Below are 24,969 nucleotides of genomic sequence, written 5' to 3'. Positions count from 1 at the left end.
AAGGACCGTTCCCTTGAGCATGAGCGGAACAGAACGATTGAACGGGCGCAGGCGCGCCCGTTCCCGAAAGGCTGTGGCCTCGGCATTGCAATTCCTTGTCGTCGTGGCGACCACCTATCTCGGCCTTCTCGCCGTCACCTTCTTCATCGGCCGCGTGATTCCGATCGATCCGGTCCTCGCCGTTCTCGGCGACCGGGCACCTTCGCATGTCGTCGAGAGAACCCGTGAGGCGATGGGGCTCAACCTGCCTCTCTACCAGCAATTCTTCATCTATGTCCGACAGGCGCTTTCCGGCGATTTCGGCGTTTCGGTGCTGACGACCAACCCGGTGATGACGGATATCCGCCGCGTTTTCCCGGCGACGATCGAGCTTGCGACGCTTGGAACGCTGATTGGCGCCTTCATCGGCGTGCCGCTCGGCGTGCTCGCCGCAGTCAAGCGCGGCAGCATTGCGGACCAGATCGTCCGCGTCATCGGCCTCGTCGGCTATTCGGTTCCGATCTTCTGGCTGGCGCTGCTGGCGCTGCTCGTCTTCTACGCCCGGCTGCAATGGGTCGCCTATCCCGGCCGCATCGACATCGTCTACGAATACACGTTTTCGCCGATCACCGGCTTCTATCTCGTCGACGCGCTCTGGCAGGCGCAGTGGGACGTCTTCCGCGATGTCTTCCGTCACATCATCCTGCCGGCGTCGCTGCTCGGATACTTCTCGCTCGCCTATATCAGCCGCATGACCCGCAGTTTCATGCTGAACGAGCTGCAGCAGGAATATATCGTCGCCGCGCGCGCCAAGGGTCTTTCAGAAGCGCGGATCATCTGGGGCCACGCGTTGCGCAACGCCGCTGTGCCGCTCGTGACGGTGATCGCGCTTTCCTATGCCGGCCTGCTTGAAGGATCGGTGCTCACCGAAACCGTCTTCGCCTGGCCGGGGCTCGGCCTCTACATCACCAATTCGCTGCAGAATGCCGATATGAATGCCGTGCTCGGCGGAACGATTGTCATCGGATCGGTCTTCATCGGCATCAATCTCCTGTCCGACCTCCTCTACCGGACGCTCGATCCAAGGACGCGCGCACGATGAGCCTTGCCACCGAAACACGACCGATGACACGCCGCGAATGGCTGCTGTCCGACCGGCCGCAATCGCGCACACAGGCGCGTCTCGGTCGCGCCTATATGACCTGGCGGCGCTTTTCGGCGAATCGCCTCGCGGTTCTCGGCCTCATCATCCTGCTGGGGCTGGTGTTCGTGGCGGCCTTTGCCGATGTCCTCGCGCCGCATTCGCCAGTCGTCGGCAATCTCGCCGGCGCGCGGCTGCTGCCGCCGGGAAGCGAGGGTTATCTGCTCGGCACGGACGACCAGGGCCGCGATATCCTGTCGCGACTGATCCACGGTTCGCGGCTGACGCTTGCGGTGGTCGTGCTCGTCGCGATCATCGCCGCACCGGTCGGCCTCATCGTCGGCGCTGTCGCCGGATACTCCGGCGGCTGGGTCGACGCCGTGCTGATGCGCATCACCGACATCTTCCTCGCTTTTCCAAAGCTCGTCCTGGCGCTCGCCTTCGTCGCGGCCCTTGGACCCGGCATCGAAAACGCCGTCATCGCGATTGCGATCACCTCCTGGCCGCCCTATGCGCGCATCGCCCGCGCCGAGACGCTAACGGTGCGCAATTCCGACTATATCGCCGCCGTTCAACTGATGGGGGCGTCGCCGGCGCGCATCATCTTCCGCCATGTCATGCCGATGTGCCTTTCGTCGTTGATCGTGCGCGTCACGCTCGACATGGCCGGCATCATCCTGACGGCTGCAGGCCTCGGTTTCCTCGGCCTCGGCGCGCAGCCGCCGCTGCCGGAATGGGGTGCGATGATCGCCTCGGGCCGCCGCTTCATTCTCGATCAATGGTGGGTCGCCACCATGCCTGGTGTCGCCATCCTGATCGTCAGCCTCGGCTTCAACCTCCTCGGCGACGGCCTGCGCGACGCGCTCGATCCGCGGGAGAGCGGCCAATGAGCGCGCTTCTGACCGTCAACGACCTGAGGGTCCGGTTTCCGACGCGTACCGGCGTGATTGAGGCCGTGCGCGGCGTCTCCTTTACGCTCGGGCGCGAACGTCTCGGCATTGTCGGCGAGAGCGGTTCCGGCAAATCGCAGACGGGCAGGGCGATCATGGGGCTCACGCCGTCGCATGCGGAGGTTACCGCAAAGACGGTTTCGTTCGGCAGCGTCGATCTGCTTTCCGCTCCGCCAAAAGTCCGCCGGGATCTTCGCGGCAAGCACATCGCGATGATCCTGCAGGATCCGAAATATTCGCTGAATCCGGTGATGAGCATCGGCCGGCAGATCGTCGAGACGCTTCGGCGGCATGAGAGCATCAGCCGTTCTGAAGCTCGGGAGCGGGCGCTGGATATGCTCGCGGCGGTGCAGATTCGCGACCCGGCTCGCGTCTTCGACCTTTACCCGCACGAGATCTCGGGCGGGATGGGCCAGCGCGCGATGATCGCCATGATGCTGGTCGCCGGACCGGAGCTTCTGATCGCCGACGAGCCGACGTCTGCCCTCGACGTGACGGTGCAGCTCGAAGTGTTGTCGATCCTCGACAAGCTGGTCGCTGATCGCGGCATGGGACTGATCTTCATCTCGCACGATCTCAGGCTCGTCTCGTCTTTCTGCGATCGGGTGCTGGTGATGTATGCCGGAAAGATCGTCGAGGAGATCGCCGCATCGGATCTCGCCAGCGCCAAGCATCCCTACACGCAGGGACTCCTGAACTGCATGCCTGTCATCGGGGCGGATCGCCATCCCTTGCCCGTCCTCGACCGCAAGCCGGAGTGGGCGCTGTGACGACTGCCGTTTCCGTTCAAAATCTCACAGTCAGCTTTGACGACTTCAAGGCGCTTGACGCTGTCGGCGTCGATGTTGTTGCCGGCGAGTCCTTTGGCCTCGTCGGCGAGTCCGGCTCGGGAAAATCCACCCTGCTCAGGGCGGTTGCCGGTCTCGCGCCGGTAACCGAGGGCACTATCCGCGTCGAAAACCGGCAGCTTCAAGGCGCGCGCCGCGGCAAGGCTTTTTACCGCTCGGTGCAGATGGTGTTCCAGGATCCCTACGGCTCGCTGCATCCGCGCCAGACGGTTGACCGCCAATTGCTGGAGCCGCTGGCGATCCACGGTGTTGGCGACGGCGAGCGCCGCATCCTCAAGGCGCTGGACGAGGTCGGGCTCGGTTCCGGCTTCCGCTTCCGCTACCCGCACCAGCTGTCCGGTGGCCAGCGCCAACGCATCGCCATCGCGCGGGCGCTCATTCTCGAACCCTCGATCCTGCTGCTCGACGAGCCGACATCGGCGCTCGATGCCTCCGTCCAGGCGGAAGTGCTCAACCTCCTCGAACAGGTGCGTCGCGACCGCAAGCTCACCTTCATCATGGTCAGCCACGATCTCGGGGTCGTCACCCATATGTGCGACCGGCTGGCGGTTATGCGCGGCGGGCGCGTCGTCGAACGGTTGTCGTCGGCCGACCTCGTCGCCGGACGCATCGGCGAGGACTACACCCGCGACCTGATGGTAGCGAGCAAGGGATTCCGGCGGGGATAAACCTCGAAGCGAGGTATTGCGCCTGCTCCAGAACAAAAACGCCCCGAAAACAGTGTTTTCGGGGCGTTGCATCGGTTCCTTCTCGGGATCAACGACGTCGCAGGAAGCCGTCCGGAGCAACCGTGATCATCAGCTTCTGGTCGATGGAGCGGTCGATCTCGAACTCGGGATGCGATTCCAAGTATTTCCACACTGCCGTCTTGGGGTTGTTTCCCTTGCCCCAGGGACGATCGGGATAGGCCTCTTCCGGAAGATCTTCGATGACAGTGTCGAACACGACGCAATAGCTGTCCTTCGTCGTCAGCGGCGCGTAGGCCTCCAGTTCCGCCAGCACGTGATCATGGGTGTGGTTGCTGTCGAGGCAGACGAGGACGCGCTCGAACGGTCTTGCAAAGTCGTGGACCCGCTCGACGACGCTGCGCTCGACACTCGACCCCTGGATCATGTGGATCCGGGACGACATCGGGTGTGCCTCGATGGCCTGCCGGTTGTGGGCGCGGATATCAATGTCGACGCCCAGCACCTTCCGGTGCGGGGCGCGCGGGTCGAACGTCGTGCCAGCCTCGATCGCGTCGCTCATGTCGAGGAGCGCCAGGATCGATGCGCTCATGATGAGCGATCCGCCGTGAGCGATGCCGGTTTCGATGATGAGATCGGGACGTGTCGCCCAGATGATCTCCTGCATCGCGACGATATCCTGCGGATACTGGATGATCGGTCGATCCATCCAGAAGTAGTTGTAGGAGTATTTCGGACCGATCGACTGGCGCAGGAAATCGGCGGCACTCTTGCGCAACTCACGGTTCGCTTCGATTTCGGAGATGCGCGCGGCGACCTCCTTCCGGAAATCAGTCATGATCGACCTCGATATAGGTGTAGGCATTGTTGGACATTCGCTTGATCTCGTCGAGATAATTGCGGTTCATCACGTAGATGCTCGAGCCGGGGGGCAAGTCTGCCAGCACGTCCTCAGGCGCGCGGACCCGTAGTCCGGTAATCGGCAGGTATTTGCCTTGCTTGGCCGGGTTGATGTCGATGACCGCCTTTACCGGCAGCCCCGAGCGCGTGCGGAGCAGCGAGAAGATGACGCCCTTCGACGCTCCGCCCCAGATCACCGCCGGTTCCCGGTCGGCGGTATCCAGCGTGTCGAGCTTGCGGGTGAAGTCCTGCGGAATGCCTGCCCGGTCGTTCTCGTCGATGACAGGGTTGCGCAACGAATCGAGTTCTGCGACCACGAACAAATATTGGCCGCCAAAGACCCGGCCGCTCGAAATGACGTTGCCGAAGATCCGGTGAAAGTCGGACAGCCTGAAATAGTTGACGTGCTCGTAGAAGATGTCGAACCAGGCGCGGCGATCGCAGATCCAGTCGAAGCAGGGGACTTCGATATAGATCTTTCCTTGACCACCGTTCGCCTGTTTCAATTGCTCAAGGAAAGCGACGGGATCCGGAATGTGCTCGAGCACATGGCGCAGGATGAGGCCCTTGGCCTCGATGCCGGAGTCCGGTTGGAAATATTCCCGGCGGACGCGAGGGTTGTTACCTTCATAGGCCGGATCGAAACCGGTGATATCGACGCCTTCGCTAAGAAGTTTATCGAGGAAGAAGGCCTTGCCGCATCCCACTTCAACGAGCTCCCGGCGTCCCATCGTGTCGAGAATGATCTTGGCGACATCATCGAGATGCCGCTGGAATGAAGGGCTGACGGCCTGCTCGTTCTGATAGCTCGTATCATAAACCATCAGTTCCGGCCTGAAGGCGGCATTGCGCACCAGGCCCGTGCCAAGATCCTCCACGAGGCGCATTTCCCCGCGCGGCGAGGATATCGCCTCATCGGCGCTGTCGTACATCCTGTTTTGAAAAATCGGCAACTCGCGCTGCTCATAAAGCACCCGCGTGGCGTTTCCTGATGCCATAAGTGGTTCCTCAGCCTGTCGGTTCACCTGACACCCACGACATAAGGTGGGTCGACGAGGTTTTCGGCTCGACCTCCGAAATTGAGTAGGTCCCGCCTACCATGCTCGTCGGCGATTCTCTCGGCAAATTCTCGGATCGTTACCGGTACGCCTGAACAAATATTGACCGCTCCTTGCGCGGTGCTGACCGCAGTGTCCACGATCATCCTGGCGGCTTCTCTGACGTCCAGAAAGTCGCGGACTTGGTGACCTTTGGTCAAATCCGCTCTCCGCCCCGCGGCAAGGCATTTTCTGAGGTAGGGGACGAACCGCCGTTCGTCTTCTCCTTCGCCGTAGAGATAGAACAGCCGGCACCAGGCAAATTCGACGCCCGCCTGTGGTAGCCATTGCGAAAGCGCAAGGAAGGCCGCTGCCTTGGCACCCGCATAGGGTGTCAGGGGCCTGAGCGGCGTGTCGGTGGTCAGCGGGCGGCCAGTGAGTTCGTATTCAAAGCACGTGCCTATGCCGACAAAGCGCCTGACACCGGCGGCCGCGGCACCTTTTGCCATGGCAAGAGTGCCAGTGAGACAATCGATGTTGATGGGTGACGTCAGGTATTTGCCGGGCTCGGCATACCACGCCAGATGGATGATCGTGTCGATCCCGGCGAGTGCTTGCGTCCACCATTCCGCCGGCTCGGAAAAAAGTGCATCGGTTGAAAGAATGCGCCCGGTTCCGACCGCGTCGGCGAGGCGGTTTTCGGTTCCCGTGCGTACGACAGGGCACGCGGCGATACCGCACTCGGCCAATTCACGCAGGACATGGCGGCCGACAAAGCCTGTGGCTCCGGTGAGAAGGACTTGTTTGGTCAAGCGGTCTCCATTCACGGGCAAGGATTTTTGCAAGGTGTAGTGTTCAAAGGGGTAGTGTTCATGAGACCGGTACCAGGTTTCGGCGCAACCCATTGAAGCGATGCGATTCCGGACGGAAAACCGCTACGCACTTTCCGTGGAATCGCTCTAACGTCCTTTTGATCGCGCGGGAATGATGATACCGCCTCCAAACTCGCCGCGCTGATCAATCGCTTCGCCAATTGAGGGGACATGCAATGTCGCGCTTCAAGCGCTTCCATACGGAACTTCCCGGCCTGACGGTGGTCGAGCGCAAGCAATTCGGTGACGCGCGTGGTTTCTTCTCGCGTTTCTTTTGCCAGGAGGAGCTTTTCGAGCTTGGTTCTTTCGCGTCGATTGCCCAAATCAATCACTCGATGACGCGCACCAAGGGCGCCGTCCGCGGGCTGCATTTCCAGCGGCCTCCCTATGAGGAGGCGAAGTTCGTCTCGTGTCTGGCCGGTGCGGTTTTCGACGTTGCTGTCGACATGCGGCCGGATTCGCCAACCTATTTGCGTTGGCACGGCGAGGTTCTGAGCGCCGAGAACGCGCGGTCCATGATGATCCCGGGCGGCTTTGCCCACGGCTTCCAGACCCTCACCGAGAATTGCGAGCTGATCTATCTTCACGACAAGCCCTTTGCGCCGGAGGCGGAAGGTGGACTGAATGCGCTTGATCCGCGCGTGAATATCGCATGGCCGATCGAAATTACCCAGATGTCCGAGCGCGACCGCAACCTCGCTTTCGTCTGATCGCCGGCATGGAGTTGGGGCGCCTACGGCGCCGTGCGTCCTTTCAGACGCACAAAGGGCGCTGTAGCACTTTGAATTGCTCCATGGTTTTGTCCTTAAATCGGTTACGATTTAAGGAAACATGCAGTGGGCGCGCCCTCAGATCACCCGCACTTCCGGGATCGCAACCACGAAGCGGCCACCCCAGGAGCGGACGTGATCATTCGCAGCAACGATCTCTTCCGTCAGGTTCCAGGGAAGGATCGCGACGTAGTCGGGCTTGGCCGCCGCCAGTTCGTCTGGCGCATGGATCGGGATATGGCTGCCGGGAGACAGCTTGCCCTGTTTCAGGTCGTTACGGTCGACGATGAAGGCTATGTCGTCGGAGGTGAGGCCACAAACATTGAGGAAAGTGTTGCCCTTGGCCGCCGCGCCGTAAGCCGCCACGGTCTTGCCCTCGGCCTTTGCGTCCGCGAGGAAGGCCCGAAATTCTTCGCAGACCGCCGCGATCCGCTTTCCGAACGCCAGGTAGGTCTCCATGCGCATCAGACCGGCCGCAGCTTCGTCGGCGCGCACCTTTGCCAGCCCCGCGGTCTCCGGCCTCTTGCCGCCTGCCAGTTGCGCATAGATGCGGAGCGAGCCGCCATGGGTCGGCAGTTCCTCGACGTCGAAAACGTGCAAGCCGCAGGCTTTGAAAATGCGCTCGACGGCGACCAGCGAGAGATAAGAATAGTGCTCGTGATAGATCGTATCGAACTGGATGCCTTCGATCGTGTGCAGCAGATGCGGGAACTCGAAAGTCGCCACGCCGTCCGGCTTGAGCAGGATCGGGAAGCCGCTGACGAAATCGGCGATATCCGGCACGTGCGCCAGGACATTGTTTGCCGCCGTCAAGTCGGCGCGGATTCCGCGGGCGACCAGTTCGCTTGCGGTTATCTGCCCGAAGAAGGCGACATGGGTCGGGACGTTGCGACCCTCGGCTATCCTGGCGGCATTGGCCGCCGGTTCGACGCCAAGTACGGGAATATTCTTCTGGGCGAAATATTGCAGCAGATAGCCGTCGTTGGAGGCAACCTCCACCACCTGCGACGCGCCGTCCAGATTGAAACGGTTGATCATCTTTTCGGCATAGCGTCGGGAATGATCCAGCCAGCTCGTCGAGAACGACGACAGGTAGTGATATTCTCCGTTGAAGATCTCATCGGCAGGTACCGTTTCCGTGGTCTGGACGAGCAGGCACTCCGAGCAGACCATCACCTGCAAGGGAAAGGCCTGCTCGCGCGCGATCGCTTCTTCGGTCGGCTCGAGAAACGAGTTGGACCAGGGCGTCGCACCCAGGTCGGCAACGAGTGTTGCCAGCGGGGTCGAGCAGAAACGGCAGTGATGGGGCATTATCATGGGCGACCTTTCGTAAATGCGGCGATCTGGCCGAGCGTGAGCTGGCGGGCGGCCTCGCCCCGGCGCCAGGCGTTGTACCAGTGTGCGGTCCACTCGATCGCCTGTCGCTGCGTCAGCCGCGCGCGCCAGGCGAGGCTCTCGCCCGCAAGTGTAGGGTCGAGACCGAGGGTCTGCATTTCGCGCGGTTGCGCGAGCGAGGAAACATCATCCCATTGCGGGGACAGGCCCATTGCGGCCTGGATGGCGCTTGCCACATCGCGCACGGCAATCGGCTGCTCGGCGGGCGAGGGACCGAAGTTCAGTGCGGTGACACCAGTTTCGTCCCGGTAGAGCGATTCGGCGAGCAGGAAATAGCCGTTGAGACAGTCAAGCACATGTTGCCATGGGCGTGTCGCCAGCGGACTGCGGATATGGAGCCTTTCACCTGAAAGCGCTGCCCGCACGATATCGGGCACCAGCCGGTCGGTCGAAAAGTCGCCGCCGCCGATGACATTACCGCCACGGGCCGTTGCGATGCGGATGTCGCGCTCGTTGAAATAGGAGCTGCGCCAGGTCGCGACCGCGATCTCGCACGCGGCCTTCGAGCCCGAATAGGGATCGTGGCCGCCGAGCGTGTCGGATTCCCGAAAGTGGCGGCCGCTCTCGTCGTTGCGGTAGACCTTGTCGGTCGTCACCACCAGAATGGCCTTCACCGAAGGAACGGCGCGGGCGGCTTCGAGGAGCCGCACCGTGCCCATGACGTTCACGTCGAAAGTTTCGGCGGGCGCCGCATAGCCTTCCCGCACCAGCGGCTGTGCTGCCATGTGCAGGATGATTTCCGGCTCGCTCTTTCGCAGGGTTTCGGCAAGTGCTTCGCGATCGCGAATGTCCCCGAACTGCCGGTCCGGCAATTCACCCGGATGCAACAAGGCGTGCAGTGACGGTTGGGAGGCTGGCGGCAGGGCGTAGCCGGTGACATGCGCTCCCATCTCCCTCAGCCATAGCGCAGCCCAACTGCCCTTGAAGCCGGTGTGGCCCGTGAGAAGGACGCGCTTTCCCGCCCAGAAGTCCGGATCGGCCAGAGGGGTCATGACCAGACCTTCCAGGGCGCGCGGTTCTGCTGCCACAGCTCTTCAAGCTGGTTCTTGTCGCGCAGCGTGTCCATTGGACGCCAGAAACCGTCATGCGAGAAAGCCATCAACTGGCCGTCCCGCGCCAGACCTTCGAGCGGCCCGTCTTCAAAGGGGGTGTGATCGCCTTCGATGCGGTCGAGCACAGCGCGGTTGAGCACGAAGAAGCCGCCATTGATGCGGCCGTTGTCTCCTGCAGGCTTTTCCGTAAAGCTGTAGACTTGGCCGGCGTCGATCGCGAGCGCGCCGTATCGCCCCGGCGGCACGACGCTCGTCACCGTCGCGTCGCGCCCATGCCGGAGATGGAAATCGGTCAATGCGCGGATGTCGATGTCCGCGACGCCATCTCCGTAGGTGAGGCAGAAGGTGTCGCCGAGATAACCGGCGACGCGTTTCAAGCGCCCGCCGGTCAACGATTCCGCACCGGTTTCCACAAGGGTTACCCGCCAGGGCTCTGCATTGCTGGTATGATAAGTGGTCTCTCCGGTCGCCATGTTGAAACTGACGTCGGAGGAGTGCAGGATGTAGTTGGAGAAATATTCCTTGATCATGTAGCCGCGGTAGCCAAGGCAGATCACGAAATCGGAAAAGCCGAAATGGCTATAGATCTTCATGATGTGCCAGAGGATCGGACGGCCGCCGATCTCGATCATGGGCTTGGGTCGCAGGTGGCTCTCCTCGGAGATGCGCGTGCCATATCCACCGGCGAGAATGACGACTTTCATGCCCGATCTGCCTCCAACGTGCGCGGCTGCGCTCCGCTTTTTTCGTATTTCAGCCTTGCCCGGGGCTTGATTGACGACGGCCTTCCTGGGGATTCGGAACAAATAGCGGAGGCGTGGGCACGCCGCGGGCGGTCAGTGGAATATATTGGCGAAAATTACAGCCATGGGGCGTGCTTGAGCCGGTCGATGCGGCCGGGCCGGCTGCTTGCGCGGGGTTGGGGAAAGGCGCAGAATGCCGGGCGCTGGGGCATGGTTCACCGCGGGAGGAGCGAATCATGAACGACATGAGCCTCACCAATCTGCAAGCGGGAAAAACGACTGTTAAGGCGGAAGCCATCGAGGCGCTGGCGGGGCAATTGCGCGGCCGCGTGCTGACCGAGAACGACGCGGCCTACGACGAGGCGCGTACGATCTGGAACGCGATGATCGACCGCAAGCCCGCATTGATCGTGCAATGCATCGGGGCTGCCGATGTCATCAATGCGGTTCGTTTTGCGTCCGAAAACGGCCTGCTCGTCGCCGTGCGCGGCGGTGGGCACAACATTGCCGGCAACGCGGTCTGCGACGGCGGCCTGATGATCGATCTTTCGCCGATGAAATCAGTGCGCGTCGACGCCACGGCGAAGCGCGCATGGGTCGAGCCGGGGGCGACGCTCGCCGATGTTGACAAGGAAACCCAGGCTTTCCGGCTGGCGCTTCCGACCGGCATCAATTCGACCACCGGCATTGCCGGCTTGACGCTTGGCGGCGGCTTCGGGTGGCTCACGCGCAAGTTCGGATTGACCCTGGACTGCCTGCTTTCGGTCGATGTGGTGACGGCGAATGGCGAACTGGTGCGCGCCAGCCCCACGGAGCATCGCGACCTTTTCTGGGCGCTGCGCGGCGGCGGCGGGAATTTCGGTGTCGTTACGGCATTCGAATTCCAGCTTCACGAACTCGACACGCAGGTTCTCGCGGGTCTCGTCGTGCATCCCTTTGCGGATGCGCAAACCGTCCTCCAGCAATACCGCCAGGCGCTTGAGACAGCGCCGGACGAACTCACCTGCTGGGCGGTGATGCGGCAGGCGCCGCCGCTGCCATTCCTTCCGGAAGAATGGCACGGCAAGGAAATCCTTGTTCTGGCCATGTGCTACTCGGGCGATGTCGCCGCCGGCGGGCAGGCAACCGCGGCCTTGCGCTCTATCGGCAAGCCGATCGCGGATGTTGTCGGTCCCAGTCCTTTCGTTGGCTGGCAGCAGGCGTTTGATCCCTTGCTCACGCCCGGCGCTCGCAACTATTGGAAGAGCCACGATTTCATGGAACTGTCCGATGCGACGATCGCCATCCTGCTCGACGCCATTCGTCAATTGCCGGGACCGGAATGCGAAATCTTCATCGGTCATGTCGGTGGCGTCGCGGGTCGTATAGCGGCGGAGGAAACGGCTTTTCCGCAGCGCAGCTCCCACTTCGTCATGAATGTCCATGCTCGGTGGCGCGAACCGGCAATGGACCAGACCTGCACAGACTGGGCGCGTCGTCTGTTCGAGGCCGCGAAGCCTTACGCAGCCGGGACGGCGTATATCAATTTCATGCCGGCCGACGAGGGCGAACGCGTGGCGGCCGCCTATGGCAGCAATTACGGGCGGCTCGTGGAGGTCAAACGGAAATACGATCCGCAGAACCTGTTCCGGATGAACCAGAACGTACGGCCGATCGAGGAGCGAGGGGCGGCGTGAGCCCGCAGGAGCCGCCTCCCACCGCCAAGATCCGGCCATGCACGGAATAACGCGTATGGCCGGTCGCATGTCGTGAGGTCGAATGGAGGCGTAAGGAGTTGTCGTTGTCGCTGGCGAGGGCCAGCGCCTTGGCGGGGAGGGGGACATGGGGGAGGAATCGGTAGACGACCTGCTTCAGCGCGCGGCGGAACATGCCGTGCGCTTCCGCAACAGCATGTCAGAAGGCCTGCAGAGGCCGCGGGCTACCTATCGAGCATCGCTTGAGGAATTTCGCGAACCTCTGCCAGAGCAAGGGGACGCTGGCCTTGGCGTGATCGAGGAGCTTGTGGCTAAGGCGGAGCCCGGACTTCGCGCGATGACAGGCCCGCGCTTCTTCGGCTGGGTCATTGGCGGGTCTCATCCTGTAGGCGTCGCGGCCGACTGGCTGACGAGCGCCTGGGGCCAAAACACCGGCAATCATCATGCAACGCCCGCGGCAGCGGCGGCCGAGGCCGTCGCGGGCAACTGGCTGCTCGATCTTCTCGATCTGCCGAGAGAGAGTTCCGTCGGTTTCGTTACCGGGGCGACGGGGGCCAACTTTGTATGCCTCGCCGCAGCACGCGGCGATGTCTTGCGGAAGGTCGGCTGGGACGTCGAGGTGCAGGGCCTGTTCGGCGCACCGCCGATCACGGTTCTGATCGGCGATGACGCTCACGCGACGGTTTTCTCCGCTCTGCAGTTTCTCGGGCTCGGGCACGACCGGGTCGTCCGCGTGAAGACCGATGATGCCGGCCGCATTCTCGTGTCCGATTTCGCCGAGGCGGCTGGCAACGTCTCCGGCCCCTGCATCGCCATCCTTCAGGCTGGGCAGATCAACACCGGCGCGTTCGACGATTTCGAAGACATCATCCCAATCGCCAGGGGCATAGGCGCCTGGGTTCATGTCGACGGCGCGTTTGGTCTCTGGGCACGCGCCTGCCCACAGAGGAGCGGGCTCGCCAAGGGCATCGACGACGCCGATTCCTGGGCGACCGACGGCCACAAATGGCTGCAGACGCCCTATGACTGCGGCTACGCCATCGTTCGCGACGAAGAGGCGCATCGCCGTGCAATGACGATCGCGGCAAGCTTCCTGCCGCCGAGCTTCGAGGGCGAGCGCGACCCGAGCCATTTCGTCCCGGAATTGTCGCGTCGTGCCCGCGGCTTCGCCACCTGGGCGATGATCAAGCATCTCGGGCGCGACGGGATCGCTACCATGGTCGAACGTCACTGCCGGATCGCCCATGCCATGGCCGAAAGGCTGAGGCCGGAAGAAGGGGTGGCGGTGCTCAACGACGTCGTGCTCAATCAGTTTCTCGTGCGGTTCGGCATGACTTACCCGGACGACGAGGCCGACCGGCTCACGCAGGGGACGATCGAGCGGGTACAAGCCGACGGTGTCTGTTTCTGCGGCGGCGCGATCTGGCGCGGCCGCAAGGTGATGCGGGTATCGGTGATCTCATGGCTGACCGATGATCTTGCCGGCAATGTTGCGGCAGACGCGATCATGGCTGCCTGGCGGGCGGTGCTTCGGGAGGGCGGGGGCCGTCCCTCGGCTTAAGGTTCATAATACGCGCCGCATCCAGGGGCTTTGGGAACGCAACCATGCAGCTAACCATCCGCACCGCAGTGTCGGCCGACGATTATCGCGCCTTTGGCGCGCTGATCCTGGAGTATACGGACTGGTGCCGTGCCCGCTATGCAGACGACCGCTGGTTCGTGGACGCCGCCTTCGGTCATCAGGCGCTCGATACGGAACTAAAGAACCTGCCCGCCGCATACGGGCCGCCAAACGGCAAAACCCTTCTTGCTACGATCGGCGACCAGACCCACGGCGCCTGCGCCTACCGCAGGCTGTCCGACGAGATTTGCGAAATGAAGCGGCTGTTCGTTCCCGCGCGCTTCCAGGGACATGGCATCGGCAGGCGCCTCGGCGAGGCGATCATGGTTGCGGCGAGCGCCGAGGGTTACGCGCTGATGCGGCTCGCACGGCCGGCCGATTGACGGAGGCGATCGCCTTGTACAAGTCGCTTGGGTTCCGCGACTGTCCTCCCTACCATCAATATCCGGACGAGCTCATGCCCCATATCGTCTTCATGGAGCGCGAGCTCGAGGCGCCCCGCTCAAACCCTGACTAAGACCTCCGTCTCTTCCGCCAGACGGCGGGCGAGGTCGGGGGAGAGGCATGCCGCCAGTTTCGCATGGGCGTCGCGCCAGACCGGGATCGCCGCCTCCAACCGTTGAGCGCCGGCCTCTGTCAGCCACACGGCCCGGCGGCGCAAATCGGCCTCGACCACGGCGATCTCGATCAAGCCCTCGCTCTCGAGCGTACGCAGATTGCGCGACAGGGTGGATTGTTCAAGCCCGCTTCGGCGCGCCAGTGCGCCGAGGGTGTCGTCGGATGCCGCCGCGATCTGGGCCATCAGGCCGAGTTGCGCAACCGTGAGCCCGCATCCCGCCATTTCGCGGTCCATGAATTGGGTGATGCGCCGGGCGGCGAGCCGGCTGTTCAGGCCGGCGCAGATGTCTACCAGGGTACTGGCATCGCTGCGCAGCGTCTTTGGCGGTTGCTTCGTCTTTCGCATGATTGTATGCATATACATAGTATGTAGATACATGGAAAGTTTTTCCTATGACCTCGCTGAAATTGAAGCGTGTGTACGAGGCGCAGGAGGCAGGCGACGGCACGCGCATCCTCGTCGATCGGCTTTGGCCGCGCGGCATTGCCAAGGACAAGGCCGGGGTCGACCTCTGGTTGAAGGACATCGCGCCGAGCGATGCCTTGCGCAAACGCTTTCATGGAATGCCGGCTGCATGGGACGAGTTCTGCGCGGCCTATGCGGCGGAATTGAAGGAAGCGGGAGCGCAGGCGGCGGTCAAGGAACTTCTCGAGCGGCTGGCGGAGGGGCCCGTGACATTGCTCTACGCCGCGCGCGACGTCGAGAGGAACAATGCTGTGGCGCTGAAGACATGGCTTCAGCGCCATGGGGGCGGTGACCGGTCGCCATGAAGAAGCTTCGCGGGAACATTCTGGATTGCATCGGCAACACTTCCCTGCTCGCCCTCCGCAAGGTCGTGCCCGAGAATGGCGCGCGCATCCTGCTGAAGCTCGAAAGCGAGAACCCCACCGGCAGCATGAAGGACCGCATGGCGCTCGCCATGATCGAGGCGGCAGAGGCGGACGGGCGCCTCACGCCGGGCGGGGCGATCGTCGAATATACCGGTGGCAGCACGGGTGTGTCGCTGGCGTTCATCTGCGCCGTGAAGGGGCATCCGCTTCATATCGTGACGTCCGATGCGTTTGCCCAAGAGAAGCTCGACCACATGAAGATTCTCGGCGCCGAGCTTGAGATCGTGCGCAGTGACGAGGGCCGGATGACCGGGAAGCTGACACGGGACATGATCGAGGCCGCGCGCGTCGTTGCGCTCAAGGCCGGCGCCTATTGGACCGACCAGATGAAGAACGAAGACCAGATCGGCGCCTATCACGCCATGGCGGAGGAAATCTGGCTGCAGACAGCGGGGCGCATCGACGGGTTCGTCCAGAGCGTGGGGACCGCTGCCTCCCTTCGGGGTATCGGCGAGGGCTTACGTCGCCGCAACGGCCGGGTTCGGCTCGTTGCCGTGGAACCATCTGAATCACCGGTCCTGTCGGGAGGCGAGCCTGGCGCGCACAAGATCGACGGCGTGGGCGCCGGGTTCGTCGTGCCGCTTTGGCACCAGGAGGTGACGGATCATATCGAGAGGGTTTCGACGGAAGACGCAACCGCCATGGCGATGCGGCTCGCCCGCGAAGAGGGCCTTTTTGCCGGCACGTCCACAGGGGCGAACGTCATCGGCGCCCTTCGACTGGCCGCGCGGCTCGGAGCCAATGCGACTGTCGTCACAATCATGTGTGATACGGGCATGAAGTATCTCAGAAGCTATGCGGCGAAGCATCCGCGGGATTGAGGCCAATGGAACATTGCGCCGGGCCGTACCCCATCACACCCGCATCGCTTCGATCACGGCGCGCAATCCGGCCGAAATGTTCCGGCGGCTCGGATAGTAGAGGTAGAACCAGTCCTCCGGCGGGCACCACTCATCGAGGCAGCGGATCAGTCTGCCGTCGATGATCTCGCGTTGCGCGCGGTTTTCCCAGACATAGGCGAGTGCGACGCCGGAGAGCGCCACTTGGACCATGAGCTCCTGGTCATCGAGCGCGACCGGTCCGGTCGGGTGGAAGGCGACAGCCTCGCCGCGCCGTTCGAATTCCCAGGCGTAGCGCACACCGCTCGGATACATGTTCTGGACGCAGACATGGTCCTTCAGTTCATGCGGGGTCTGCGGGATGGTCCGCTCCCGGAAATAGTCCGGTGCGCCCACGACCGCGAAGCGCAGCCGGGGCTTGACTTTCACCGCCACCATACCTTCCCGAAGGCTCTCGCCGAGGCGAATGCCGGCGTCGAAACCCTCCTCGACGATGTCCACCAGCCGGTCGGTCGCCGAGATCTCGAGTTGCAGATTGGGATTGTTCCGGATGAGCGGCCCCATCACCCGCCCCAGGATGAAAGGGGCAATTGAATTCGGGACATTGATGCGCACCTTGCCGAATGGCGTGTCGCGAAACCTGTTTAGCGCATCGAGCGCCGAACCGATCTCACCGAAGGCCGGGGTGAGCTGCGCCTGCAGCATGGTGCCGGCGTCGGTCAGCGAAACGCTGCGGGTCGTGCGATTGAGCAGGCGGAGCCCGACCCGCTCCTCCAGGTTGCTGACGGCATGGCTGATCGCCGAGGCGGTGACCCCACGTTCCTCAGCGGCCTTCCGGAAGCTTCGGTGCCGGGCGACGGCGTCGAAGGCTGCAAGTTCTGACAGGTCGGTTGCGCGCATAGATGAATCTCGCTCAGCATTGTTGAGAGAATTATTATCCTAATCAGCTAAATCGAATTGCGCCATTCTCCCCTTGTCGCCAGGGGGTCAGTCAGCCCCGGCCTCGAAGGATTTCATGCTCATCCGATCAGGGAAGGAGTTCGCAATGGCACAGACATGGTTCATCACAGGCTGCTCGACCGGCTTCGGCCGCGCGCTCGCACAGCACGTCATCGCGCTCGGCAACAATGTCGTCGTCACGGCTCGCGATCCGGCGCAGGTTGCCGATCTGTCGGCCATCGCGCCGGACCGCACGCTTGCTCTCGCGCTCGACGTGACGAAGGCGGACGACATTGCCCGGGCCACAATCGCCGCCGAGCAGCGCTTCGGCCACATCGACGTTCTCGTCAACAATGCCGGTGTCGGTTATTTCGGCGCCTTCGAGGAGAGCGACATGGATGCGGTCCGCGCCATGTTCGAGGTCAATGTCTGGGGCCTCGCCAACATGACGCGTGCGGTCCTGCCCGGCATGCGCCGGCGACGCTCGGGCACGATCGTCAACATTTCGTCGGTCGGCGGCCTGCGGTCGGTTCCGTCGCTGAGTTTCTACGCGGCCTCCAAGTTCGCCGTCGAGGCTTTGTCCGAGGGGCTGTCGAAGGAGACCGAGCCTCTTGGCATCAAGGTGCTCATTGTCGAGCCCGGTCCCTTCCGAACCGATTGGGCGGGACGTTCCGCAGGGGAGGCCACCGTCTCGATCAACGACTACGAGGACACGGCGGGTGCCGTCTGGCGCAGGATCAGGGGGTACAGCGGCAAGCAACCCGGCGATCCGGAACGGGCCGCGCGCGCGATCGTCATGGCCGTCAATGCCGCCGAACCGCCGCTGCGACTGCTGCTCGGCCGGGAGGCTCTGGCCGGTGCTCGGGCGAAGCTCGATGCTTTGCGCAAGGATTTCGACGCCTGGGCAGAAGTGAGCGAAGGGGCCGATTTCCCGGCCGCCAATTCGAACTGATCGAAACTCGAACAGAATTCCAACTCAACTCAAGGAAAGGACTTTCTCATGCGTATCTGGTTCATCACAGGTGCCTCCCGCGGCTTTGGCGCGCTGATCACGAAGGAGGCACTTAGTGCCGGAGATGCGGTGGTCGCCACAGCACGCCGCGTCGAATCCCTCGATGCCCTCGGCCAACACGAAAATCTCCTGAAGGTGGCGCTCGACGTCACCAATGAGGAACAGGCCCTGGCGGCAGCCGCGGCGGCGGTGGAGCGCTTCGGCCGGATCGACGTCCTGCTCAACAACGCCGGTTACGGCCTGCTCGGGGCCGTTGAAGAAGCGACGGCGGAGGAAATCGAAAAGATCTATCGCACCAACGTTTTCGGCGTCCTCGCCGTCACCCGTGCCGTTCTTCCGCAAATGCGGCGCCAGCGTTCGGGCCACATCATCAACATTTCGTCGGTCGGCGGTTATTCGGCCTTTACCGGCTGGGGCGTCTACGGTTCCACCAAATTCGCGATCGAGGGATTGACCGAGTCACTTGCGCAGGAATTGGCGCCGCTCGGCATCAAGGCGACGGTGGTCGAGCCGGGGTTCTTCCGTACCGACTTCCTGGACGGGCAGTCGCTGGCGGTGAGCCCGCTGTCGATCTCGGACTACAGCGAGACCGTCGGCGCCATGCGTGAATTCGCCAAGACCGCAAACCATGCCCAGCCGGGCGATCCGGCGCGGTTCGCAAAAGCCATGGTCCAACTGGCCCATGCCGACAACCCGCCGCTGCGCATGCCCTTCGGCAGCGACACGGTCGCCGCGATCGAAGCCAAGAATGCCCATGTCGCCGGCGAACTCGCCGCCTGGCGGGAGCTCGCAGTATCGACGGACTTTCCGAAGGAGAGTGCGTCCGCCTGACGATCGGCCGAATTGCAAGAGCAATTCAGGAAAGTGTGTAGCGGCTTTCCGTCCGGAATTGCGTGGTGTCAAATATCTGGAGGTCGGCGGCTGCGCAAAGCGGCCGCCGGCCTCTTCTTGTGACCCGCGCAGTCTCCCATCCCGCTGCTACCACCTGCCATTCGCCGTTGACTTCGCAGGTGATGAGAGGAAAATGTTTCCCCTGATACGTCACTATGCAACATCAAGGGTGCCTACGATGACGATCGCAAGGAAACTTCAGGACTATATCGAAGGCGAGGGTGTGGCCTACGACACCGTCGCTCATCACCGCACGGCAACCACCAGCCAGTCGGCGCAGGCGGCGCATGTTCCGGGCAGCAGGCTGGCCAAATCCGTGGTCGTGCATCACGAAATGGGTTACTTTCTCGCCGTTGTTCCGAGCACGCATCGGATCGAGCTCTCCACATTGCAGGACGTGATGAACAGGCGCCTTGGCCTTGCCTCGGAGGAGGAAGTCAGCACGCTTTTCGCCGATTGCGACACCGGTGCGGTGCCGCCCATCGGATCGGCCTACAATGTGCCGGTGGTCCTTGACGAAAGTCTCGGCAACGTCAGCGACGTCTATTTCGAAGGCGGTGACCACAGGACACTGGTCCACGTTAGCGGACCAAATTTCCGCAGCCTGATGAAGGATGCGCAGGTCGCCCGCTTCAGCCACCCGTCCGGTTAAGATCCCCGGCCGAGCCTTGGCAAGCGTACGCCGAACCGGCGCTACCGAGGCTTGGCCGTGCGTGTATGACACGGCGCAGGGGGCTGCGCCGTGTTGTCGTTCAGTCGCGCTCGCCGCATCGGCGTGGTTTGAAGGAATGTCACCGAGTCTGCTTGCAATCTCTTGGGGGGAATCATCATGACGAAAATTCCATTCTTGATGATTGTTGCGGGAGGGCTCGCCGCTTTAGGCGGCATGATCGCAGCCGCACAAGACAAATACACCGTGCAAGTGCCGGACGGGCTCGCATTCTCTGACTTCAGGGGATACGAAAGCTGGGAGGTCGTCTCCGTCGCTATGGTCGACCCTACCGAACCGGCTATGAACGGCGAGGCTGGTTCAGTGCTCAACGTAATCATGGCCAATCCGGCGATGATCGAGGCTTATCGAAACGGCGTACCCGGCAACGGGACAAAATTCCCCGACGGCTCAAAGATTGCGAAGATCCAGTGGACAACGAAAAAGGATGCGGAATCACCCTTTTCCGTGAATGTGCCGAACGCCCTGAGGAATGTTGCTTTCATTGCGAAGGACAGCAAGAGATTTCCGGACAGCGGCGGATGGGGATACGCCAACTTCAACTACGACGGTGCATCCAATACGTTCACTCCCGATGGGACAGGCTCCGATTGCGGGCACGCGTGCCATACCGCCGTGGAGGCAAAGGATTACATTTTTCACTCGTATCAGAAGCGGTGAACGACCCGAAACGCCGTGAACACGGAGCGCAATTGCTTGTGTCGTCGGCGCAGCCTAGAGCATCCTCAAGTGGAATCACTGAAAGCGGATAAGATGCTCTAGAATAAAAGTGCTAGATCATTTCACTGTTTCTTTGAAACAGTGAAATGATCTAACTATTTGAAATTACGCAATTCCGGACGGAAAACCGTTACACACTTTTCCTGGAATTGCTCTAGAGCGTCCTTTGTGCGTTCACTTGAACGCACGGCGCTCTAGTGGCGCTGTGGGCAGCGCCATGTAGCCGTCACAGCACCAGTTCCCAATTCTGCCCGACCAGATCGTGACCGAAGCTATGGTGCTTCTCCTCGTGCACGAGATGAAAACCTGTCGTCTGGTAGATATGCCTTGCGGCGGTCAGTATGTCATTGGTCCAAAGCGTGACCTTCGAATAACCGGCGTGACGTGCAAAGCGGATGCATTCCTCGACGAGCCGACGGCCGATCCCGAGACCGCGTGCGTTCGGCTCGGTGTAGAGGAGGCGGAGCTTGCCGACGGTCGCCGACTCTTCGACCAGGAAGACAGAGCCGACGATCTCGCCTTCGCGCTCGGCGACCCAGCAGCGCTCGCGGCTCGGTTTGAAGTTCTGAATGAAATCAGCCGTGATTTGGGCGACGAGAGCCTCAAACCTCTCATCCCATCCGTATTCCTCAGAATAGAGCACGCCATGGCGATGGACGATCCAACCCATGTCTCCGGGTTGATGTGTGCGGAGGATATAGGGGACGCGAGCAGGTTCTGGGGGCGCACCGCCAAGCAGTCGTTCCGCCTCGGCAAGGGCCGTGGCGAGATTCCGCCGCTCCGGCAGGGAGAGACGATCGAGCATCGCGCTCACTTCTTCGCGCGAGCGCGCGTCGATGGCGGCGAAGCTCTCGCGGCCCGCCGGGGTCAGCGAGATCAGAACCTGTCGCCCGTCCTCCTGCGACGGGCTTTTCGAGACGAGGCCGCGCTCCTCAAGGCCCCGCAAGAGCCGGCTGAGATATCCGGAATCAAGCTCGAGCTCTGCCCCAAGCTCCTTCGCTGTGGATGTCTTCCGCTGCGCGACCTCGTAGACGAGGCGGCCTTCGGCGAGAGACAAGGGACCGCCGAGCAGGCCCTCGTGCAGCAGACCGATGCGGCGTGTGTAGAAACGGCTGAAGCGGCGGACTGCGGCCACATAATCTTCCTGATCGATCCGCGGCATGGCATACTCATTTAGTTGACTATGTCAGATATATCGCTGACTTTGTCATGAAATATCCGACAATGTCAACTATCCGACTTGGACAACATGATCACCCAACGCCAGCCCCTTGGTGTCCCTCATATCGTCCCCAATCTCATGTTGACGGGCCAAGACACGGGCCGTTTTCTCGTCGGGTCGCCCCAGAGCTCGGAAATATCCCGGACGAAGCCAGTGAGAATATCCTCGCGCCCAGCGTCGTTGACGCGGCGCACGGCGGACCATGTCGACAGGTAGCCAAGGAATTCGCCAAGTTCCCAGGCCCTGCAGATTTCCATTTCTGGCGCAGCGCGCTCGTCGAAAGGGAAGCTGATATCCGGGTAGCCGGTATCCACCAGCTTGCGCTCGGGCGGCCAATAGGGGCCGATCTCGTTGCGGTAGAAACGAATGAACCGCTCCTGAAGATCGTCCGGCTCCAGCCGAAGGACCCCGTAGCTGATGAGCGCGATGACGGCGTTCTCGACGGCGATCCGGCGAGCCTCGGCATAAAAGGCCGGGAGATCGAACCAGTGCGCGGCCTGTGCTGCGGTGATGAGGCTGGCCTTGTTGTCCGCAAGGGGCAGTTTCTCGGCCGGTGCGCAAAGGTACCGCACCTTGTCGTGAGCCCGCGCATTGGCGATCTGGTCTTCGCTAGGATCGAGCCCAATCACGCTGTCGAAATACCTCGCCAATTGCCGGGTCAGCTGCCCACTGCCGCAGCCGACATCGACGGCCATCTCACGGGTGGGGGCAATTCCCGCAAGATACGTCGAGAGCCCGGCCGGGTATTCCGGCCTGAACTGCGCATAGGCGCTGCCTCCTGCATCGAACCAGTTCTTGCGTGGCATGGTGTCATTTCGCATCGGCGTGATCCTCATTTGCCTGATGTGCAGCTGCCGCCCTCAGCCGAGCGGCAAATCCTTGACGCTCCAACGCGCGCGCCGTCTTTGCCAGGACCTGAAGAAGCGGATGGCCGATCTCCTTTTCCAACGCGTCTATGGCCGCGAAGGTGATCGCCCAGTGGGGTTCAAGCCTCTTCAACAGTTTCCGGCCGCGAGGCGACAGATGAACACCGCTCTTGCGCCCATCCTCCAGGCTGTGGCGTGCCACCAGACCATCGGCCTCCATCAACCGCACCGACTGACTGATCGCGCCCTGGGTAAGGCTGCTCAGGGCAGTGATTTCAGTCACCGTTTCCGCGCCGGCGGCGAGCGCGCGCATAACCGGGGTGTATCTGGCGCGATAGGGGAGGCTCATGGCGCGGTACTCTTCCTCCGCACCTTGATCGACCAGTTCGCCGACATAGCGGAGCAGTTCACCGAGACCCGGCATCTGTTTTTCGCTCATCGTCGCAAATTACATTAGTGCTAATGTATTTTCAAGCATGAGTTTCAGTGCATTTCGCGATCGATCAGATCGACCGCTGAACAACGAACGATCGATTGCGGCGCCGAGCCGCCGCAAAAACATCTGCGACCGGGGCTCGCCAAAACGACTACGGTCACTTGCAATCTGCACCGCCGGGGCCGGGCGGAGGAAGCACTTGCCAAATACCGGGCGTGAAGTCCCGTTGGAGTCCACCGGGGCAAGAGCAAAGCGTCTGCCTTCGTTACCCGCAGCGAAGGCGGTCACGCCGAAGCCAGAAGACGAAGTGCCTCGGACGTGCGCAGGCTTCCGCTGGGCGGGCCCGCCTCATGCCAAGGCGCGGACGTCAGCGGCAACCTCGGCCAAGTCGTCGTTGAGCTGGTGATCGCGGCCGTGGAGCCGATGCACGATCGCGCCGGGTATCGCTCTCTCATAGAGATCGACATGCGCAAACGGCGCAGTGTCGTCCTCGCTGCCATGATAGAGATAGATCGGCGTCTTTGGAGGCAGTCGCGCACCGAGGTCGGCCGTTGGGTCGATGTCTTCACTCGGCCACCCGCCAGCGCCAACAAAGGGCGCTGCGATGAGAAATACGCCGGCAAGCTTCCGGCTCGGGCGTGCCTCCGCGAGGGCATTGATCAGAATCGTTCCGCCAACCGAGTGGCCCATCAGTATCGCGCCATCTTCCAGGCGGGCGATCTCTTCCACGAGCGCGGCCTTCCATATGGCATAGCCGGGATCCGCCTCGTCCGGCATGCGCGGGTAGCGAACGTCGTAGCCAGGCCCGAGTTCTCGCCTCAAGCTATCGACGAGCTTGTTGTCCCATTCATCATGAGTCCCTGCGCCGCCGCCTTGAATGAACAGGACTTGCTTCTTCATCGTTGAGGTCCTTGCACGGCAACATAATACGCCACCCTTGGCGTCGCAAAAAAACCGAACTGCTAAAGACGTTTGTCGCCGCTGCGGGCGTGGAATCGGCGGCTGCTGGCGTTTGCAGTTCTATACCGGAAGTGGCGCACCCGACAGGATTCGAACCTGTGACCTTTGGAATCGGAATCCAACACTCTATCCAGCTGAGCTACGGGTGCATCCATTGGCGGCAGGGCCGCCGAAGCAGGCTGTGAGCGGTTCTTAGCCTAGCTTGCGCGCCGCTTCAATGGTGATTGAAGGAGTTTGCAGCGGAAATTTGCGTTCGGTGTTGGCGTCGAGGCCGTAGTGCCTCTCGGGGCAGGGGACATCCGGGAAGAAAAATGCCGCGCCCTGGGACGCGGCATTCGCGGTGTTGCAGTGCTCTGGACTTATGCCATCTGCATGGCGCCGGGGCCGGGGATCGCCTTTGGCGGCACCTTGCCCATGATGATCATGCCGAGCACTTCGTCCTTGGTCACGTCCTCGGTGCGGGCGTGGCCGACGACCTGCCCGTTCTTCATCACCGATACGCGGTCGGCGAGATCGAAGACGTCGTGGATGTCGTGGCTGATCAGGAAGATGCCGATGCCTTCGCGCTTCAACTGCTTGATCAGCTCGCCCACCTGTGCGGTTTCCTGCGGCCCGAGGGCTGCCGTCGGCTCGTCCATGATCAGGATGCGAGCGTTGAAGAGGATGGCGCGGGCGATCGCCACTGACTGCCGCTGGCCGCCGGAGAGCGCCTTCACAGGCTCCTTGAAGCGTTGGAAGTTCGGGTTGAGGCGACCCATCACCTCGCGCGCCTTTGCCTCCATCGCCACGTCGTCGAGCGTGCCCCAGGGGGTGCGCAGTTCCCGCCCGAGATAGAGATTGGCGGCGGCGTCGACATTGTCGGCGACGGCGAGCGTCTGGTAGATCGTCTCGATGCCGTATTTCTTGGCGTCGCGCGGATTGTGGATCTCGGCCGGTTCGCCGTTGATCAGGATCTCGCCGGCATCGCGCCTGTAGGCGCCCGAGAGGATCTTGATCAGCGTGGACTTGCCGGCGCCGTTGTGGCCGAGGAGCGCCACGACCTCACCCGGATAGAGATCGACCGAAGCGTTGTCCACCGCGTGGATACCGCCGAAGGAGATGGAAATGTTCTTCATTTCCACAAGCGGAGTGCGTTGATCTGTCATGTTCGTACTCCT

Annotated in this window: 27 protein-coding genes and 1 tRNA gene; 14 read left to right on the top strand and 14 right to left on the bottom strand. The window is 62.3% G+C overall.

The features are described from left to right. Nucleotides 1–19: 19 nt before the first annotated feature. Genes RB548_RS14085 through RB548_RS14070 form a run of 4 tightly spaced genes read left to right on the top strand, consistent with a single transcriptional unit; the run spans nt 20 to nt 3,586 of the window. The gene (locus RB548_RS14085; RefSeq protein WP_331371908.1) at nt 20–1,081 is read left to right on the top strand and encodes an ABC transporter permease; all 1,062 of its coding nucleotides are present in this window, start codon (nt 20–22) and stop codon (nt 1,079–1,081) included. Next, complete coding sequence (locus RB548_RS14080) at nt 1,078–2,010, top strand: ABC transporter permease (protein ID WP_331371907.1); 933 nt, start codon at nt 1,078–1,080, stop codon at nt 2,008–2,010. Before RB548_RS14085 ends, RB548_RS14080 begins: the two co-directional genes overlap by 4 nt. After that, a complete protein-coding gene (locus tag RB548_RS14075) occupies nt 2,007–2,840 on the top strand; it encodes an ABC transporter ATP-binding protein (protein ID WP_331371906.1) in 834 nt (277 codons plus the stop codon). Before RB548_RS14080 ends, RB548_RS14075 begins: the two co-directional genes overlap by 4 nt. Continuing rightward, on the top strand, nt 2,837–3,586 hold the full coding sequence (locus tag RB548_RS14070; RefSeq protein ID WP_331371905.1) for an ABC transporter ATP-binding protein: 750 nt from the start codon (nt 2,837–2,839) through the stop codon (nt 3,584–3,586). Before RB548_RS14075 ends, RB548_RS14070 begins: the two co-directional genes overlap by 4 nt. 88 nt (nt 3,587–3,674) lie before the next feature. Here the strand turns inward: RB548_RS14070 and RB548_RS14065 are convergent, their stop codons facing one another. Genes RB548_RS14065 through RB548_RS14055 form a run of 3 tightly spaced genes read right to left on the bottom strand, consistent with a single transcriptional unit; the run spans nt 3,675 to nt 6,353 of the window. After that, on the bottom strand, nt 3,675–4,442 hold the full coding sequence (locus RB548_RS14065) for a cephalosporin hydroxylase family protein (protein ID WP_331371904.1): 768 nt from the start codon (nt 4,440–4,442) through the stop codon (nt 3,675–3,677). Next, on the bottom strand, nt 4,435–5,502 hold the full coding sequence (locus RB548_RS14060; RefSeq protein ID WP_331371903.1) for a class I SAM-dependent methyltransferase: 1,068 nt from the start codon (nt 5,500–5,502) through the stop codon (nt 4,435–4,437). Before RB548_RS14060 ends, RB548_RS14065 begins: the two co-directional genes overlap by 8 nt. Before the next feature lie 23 nt (nt 5,503–5,525). Continuing rightward, on the bottom strand, nt 5,526–6,353 hold the full coding sequence (locus tag RB548_RS14055) for an NAD-dependent epimerase/dehydratase family protein (protein WP_331371902.1): 828 nt from the start codon (nt 6,351–6,353) through the stop codon (nt 5,526–5,528). Between the two features lie 236 nt (nt 6,354–6,589). Here RB548_RS14055 and rfbC point away from each other — a divergent pair, with 236 nt between their 5' ends. Next, nucleotides 6,590–7,123 (top strand): dTDP-4-dehydrorhamnose 3,5-epimerase, encoded by a 534-nt coding sequence (gene rfbC / locus RB548_RS14050; protein ID WP_331371901.1) that lies wholly within the window; start codon nt 6,590–6,592, stop codon nt 7,121–7,123. Between the two features lie 138 nt (nt 7,124–7,261). On the opposite strand, the gene RB548_RS14045 is transcribed toward rfbC, so the two are convergent. From RB548_RS14045 to rfbF, 3 genes are read right to left on the bottom strand one after another with little or no spacing between them, the layout of a single operon-like run. Beyond that, nucleotides 7,262–8,494 (bottom strand): class I SAM-dependent methyltransferase, encoded by a 1,233-nt coding sequence (locus RB548_RS14045; RefSeq protein ID WP_331374972.1) that lies wholly within the window; start codon nt 8,492–8,494, stop codon nt 7,262–7,264. Nucleotides 8,495–8,496: 2 nt separating this feature from the next. Then, nucleotides 8,497–9,570 (bottom strand): CDP-glucose 4,6-dehydratase, encoded by a 1,074-nt coding sequence (rfbG, locus tag RB548_RS14040; protein WP_331371900.1) that lies wholly within the window; start codon nt 9,568–9,570, stop codon nt 8,497–8,499. Beyond that, the gene (gene rfbF / locus RB548_RS14035; RefSeq protein WP_331371899.1) at nt 9,567–10,334 is read right to left on the bottom strand and encodes a glucose-1-phosphate cytidylyltransferase; all 768 of its coding nucleotides are present in this window, start codon (nt 10,332–10,334) and stop codon (nt 9,567–9,569) included. The genes rfbG and rfbF overlap by 4 nt, the downstream gene beginning before the upstream one ends. 275 nt (nt 10,335–10,609) lie before the next feature. Here rfbF and RB548_RS14030 point away from each other — a divergent pair, with 275 nt between their 5' ends. The 3 genes from RB548_RS14030 (at nt 10,610) to RB548_RS14020 (ending at nt 14,071) form a co-directional block, all read left to right on the top strand. Continuing rightward, entirely contained in the window at nt 10,610–12,049 is a 1,440-nt protein-coding gene (locus tag RB548_RS14030) for an FAD-binding oxidoreductase (protein WP_331371898.1), read from the top strand. A gap of 145 nt (nt 12,050–12,194) precedes the next feature. Next, the gene (locus RB548_RS14025) at nt 12,195–13,628 is read left to right on the top strand and encodes a pyridoxal phosphate-dependent decarboxylase family protein (RefSeq protein WP_331371897.1); all 1,434 of its coding nucleotides are present in this window, start codon (nt 12,195–12,197) and stop codon (nt 13,626–13,628) included. 44 nt (nt 13,629–13,672) lie between these two features. Next, nucleotides 13,673–14,071, top strand: a complete 399-nt coding sequence (locus RB548_RS14020) for a GNAT family N-acetyltransferase (protein WP_331371896.1) — start codon at nt 13,673–13,675, stop codon at nt 14,069–14,071. Between the two features lie 119 nt (nt 14,072–14,190). Here the strand turns inward: RB548_RS14020 and RB548_RS14015 are convergent, their stop codons facing one another. Beyond that, nucleotides 14,191–14,652 (bottom strand): MarR family winged helix-turn-helix transcriptional regulator, encoded by a 462-nt coding sequence (locus tag RB548_RS14015; RefSeq protein WP_331371895.1) that lies wholly within the window; start codon nt 14,650–14,652, stop codon nt 14,191–14,193. 47 nt (nt 14,653–14,699) lie between these two features. Here RB548_RS14015 and RB548_RS14010 point away from each other — a divergent pair, with 47 nt between their 5' ends. Then, nucleotides 14,700–15,077 (top strand): DUF488 domain-containing protein, encoded by a 378-nt coding sequence (locus RB548_RS14010; RefSeq protein ID WP_331371894.1) that lies wholly within the window; start codon nt 14,700–14,702, stop codon nt 15,075–15,077. After that, nucleotides 15,074–16,018 (top strand): PLP-dependent cysteine synthase family protein, encoded by a 945-nt coding sequence (locus RB548_RS14005; RefSeq protein ID WP_331371893.1) that lies wholly within the window; start codon nt 15,074–15,076, stop codon nt 16,016–16,018. Before RB548_RS14010 ends, RB548_RS14005 begins: the two co-directional genes overlap by 4 nt. A 33-nt stretch (nt 16,019–16,051) precedes the next feature. Here the strand turns inward: RB548_RS14005 and RB548_RS14000 are convergent, their stop codons facing one another. Beyond that, the gene (locus RB548_RS14000; RefSeq protein ID WP_331371892.1) at nt 16,052–16,936 is read right to left on the bottom strand and encodes a LysR family transcriptional regulator; all 885 of its coding nucleotides are present in this window, start codon (nt 16,934–16,936) and stop codon (nt 16,052–16,054) included. A gap of 145 nt (nt 16,937–17,081) precedes the next feature. On the opposite strand from RB548_RS14000, the gene RB548_RS13995 reads away from it, so the two are divergent. The 4 genes from RB548_RS13995 (at nt 17,082) to RB548_RS13980 (ending at nt 20,268) form a co-directional block, all read left to right on the top strand. Then, entirely contained in the window at nt 17,082–17,927 is an 846-nt protein-coding gene (locus RB548_RS13995; RefSeq protein WP_331371891.1) for an oxidoreductase, read from the top strand. Between the two features lie 48 nt (nt 17,928–17,975). Then, nucleotides 17,976–18,818, top strand: coding sequence for an oxidoreductase (locus RB548_RS13990; RefSeq protein ID WP_331371890.1), 843 nt, complete (start codon nt 17,976–17,978; stop codon nt 18,816–18,818). Nucleotides 18,819–19,056: 238 nt separating this feature from the next. Beyond that, nucleotides 19,057–19,530 carry an aminoacyl-tRNA deacylase gene (locus RB548_RS13985; RefSeq protein WP_331371889.1) on the top strand — a complete coding sequence of 158 codons (474 nt, stop codon included), beginning with the start codon at nt 19,057–19,059 and terminating at the stop codon, nt 19,528–19,530. A 177-nt stretch (nt 19,531–19,707) separates the two neighbouring features. Beyond that, nucleotides 19,708–20,268: a cytochrome P460 family protein gene (locus RB548_RS13980; protein ID WP_331371888.1), complete on the top strand. Its 561-nt coding sequence runs from the start codon at nt 19,708–19,710 to the stop codon at nt 20,266–20,268. Nucleotides 20,269–20,554: 286 nt separating this feature from the next. On the opposite strand, the gene RB548_RS13975 is transcribed toward RB548_RS13980, so the two are convergent. The 6 genes from RB548_RS13975 to RB548_RS13950 all read right to left on the bottom strand — a co-directional run bounded on the left by RB548_RS13975 (nt 20,555) and on the right by RB548_RS13950 (nt 24,957). Continuing rightward, on the bottom strand, nt 20,555–21,490 hold the full coding sequence (locus tag RB548_RS13975) for a bifunctional helix-turn-helix transcriptional regulator/GNAT family N-acetyltransferase (protein ID WP_331371887.1): 936 nt from the start codon (nt 21,488–21,490) through the stop codon (nt 20,555–20,557). A gap of 119 nt (nt 21,491–21,609) precedes the next feature. Continuing rightward, nucleotides 21,610–22,371, bottom strand: a complete 762-nt coding sequence (locus tag RB548_RS13970; protein ID WP_331371886.1) for a class I SAM-dependent methyltransferase — start codon at nt 22,369–22,371, stop codon at nt 21,610–21,612. Further along, the gene (locus RB548_RS13965; RefSeq protein ID WP_331371885.1) at nt 22,361–22,855 is read right to left on the bottom strand and encodes a MarR family winged helix-turn-helix transcriptional regulator; all 495 of its coding nucleotides are present in this window, start codon (nt 22,853–22,855) and stop codon (nt 22,361–22,363) included. The genes RB548_RS13970 and RB548_RS13965 overlap by 11 nt, the downstream gene beginning before the upstream one ends. 345 nt (nt 22,856–23,200) lie before the next feature. Further along, nucleotides 23,201–23,752 (bottom strand): alpha/beta fold hydrolase, encoded by a 552-nt coding sequence (locus RB548_RS13960; RefSeq protein WP_331371884.1) that lies wholly within the window; start codon nt 23,750–23,752, stop codon nt 23,201–23,203. 132 nt (nt 23,753–23,884) lie between these two features. Continuing rightward, nucleotides 23,885–23,961: transfer RNA gene (locus RB548_RS13955), tRNA-Arg, on the bottom strand. 210 nt (nt 23,962–24,171) lie between these two features. Then, entirely contained in the window at nt 24,172–24,957 is a 786-nt protein-coding gene (locus RB548_RS13950) for an ATP-binding cassette domain-containing protein (protein ID WP_153439080.1), read from the bottom strand. Between the last annotated feature and the right edge of the window lie 12 nt (nt 24,958–24,969).

Origin of the sequence: Sinorhizobium chiapasense, from assembly GCF_036488675.1 — a bacterium.
GTDB lineage: Bacteria > Pseudomonadota > Alphaproteobacteria > Rhizobiales > Rhizobiaceae > Sinorhizobium > Sinorhizobium chiapasense.
The sequence above is the reverse complement of the archived record's forward strand: the minus strand, read 5'-3'. Positions and strand labels throughout refer to the sequence as shown.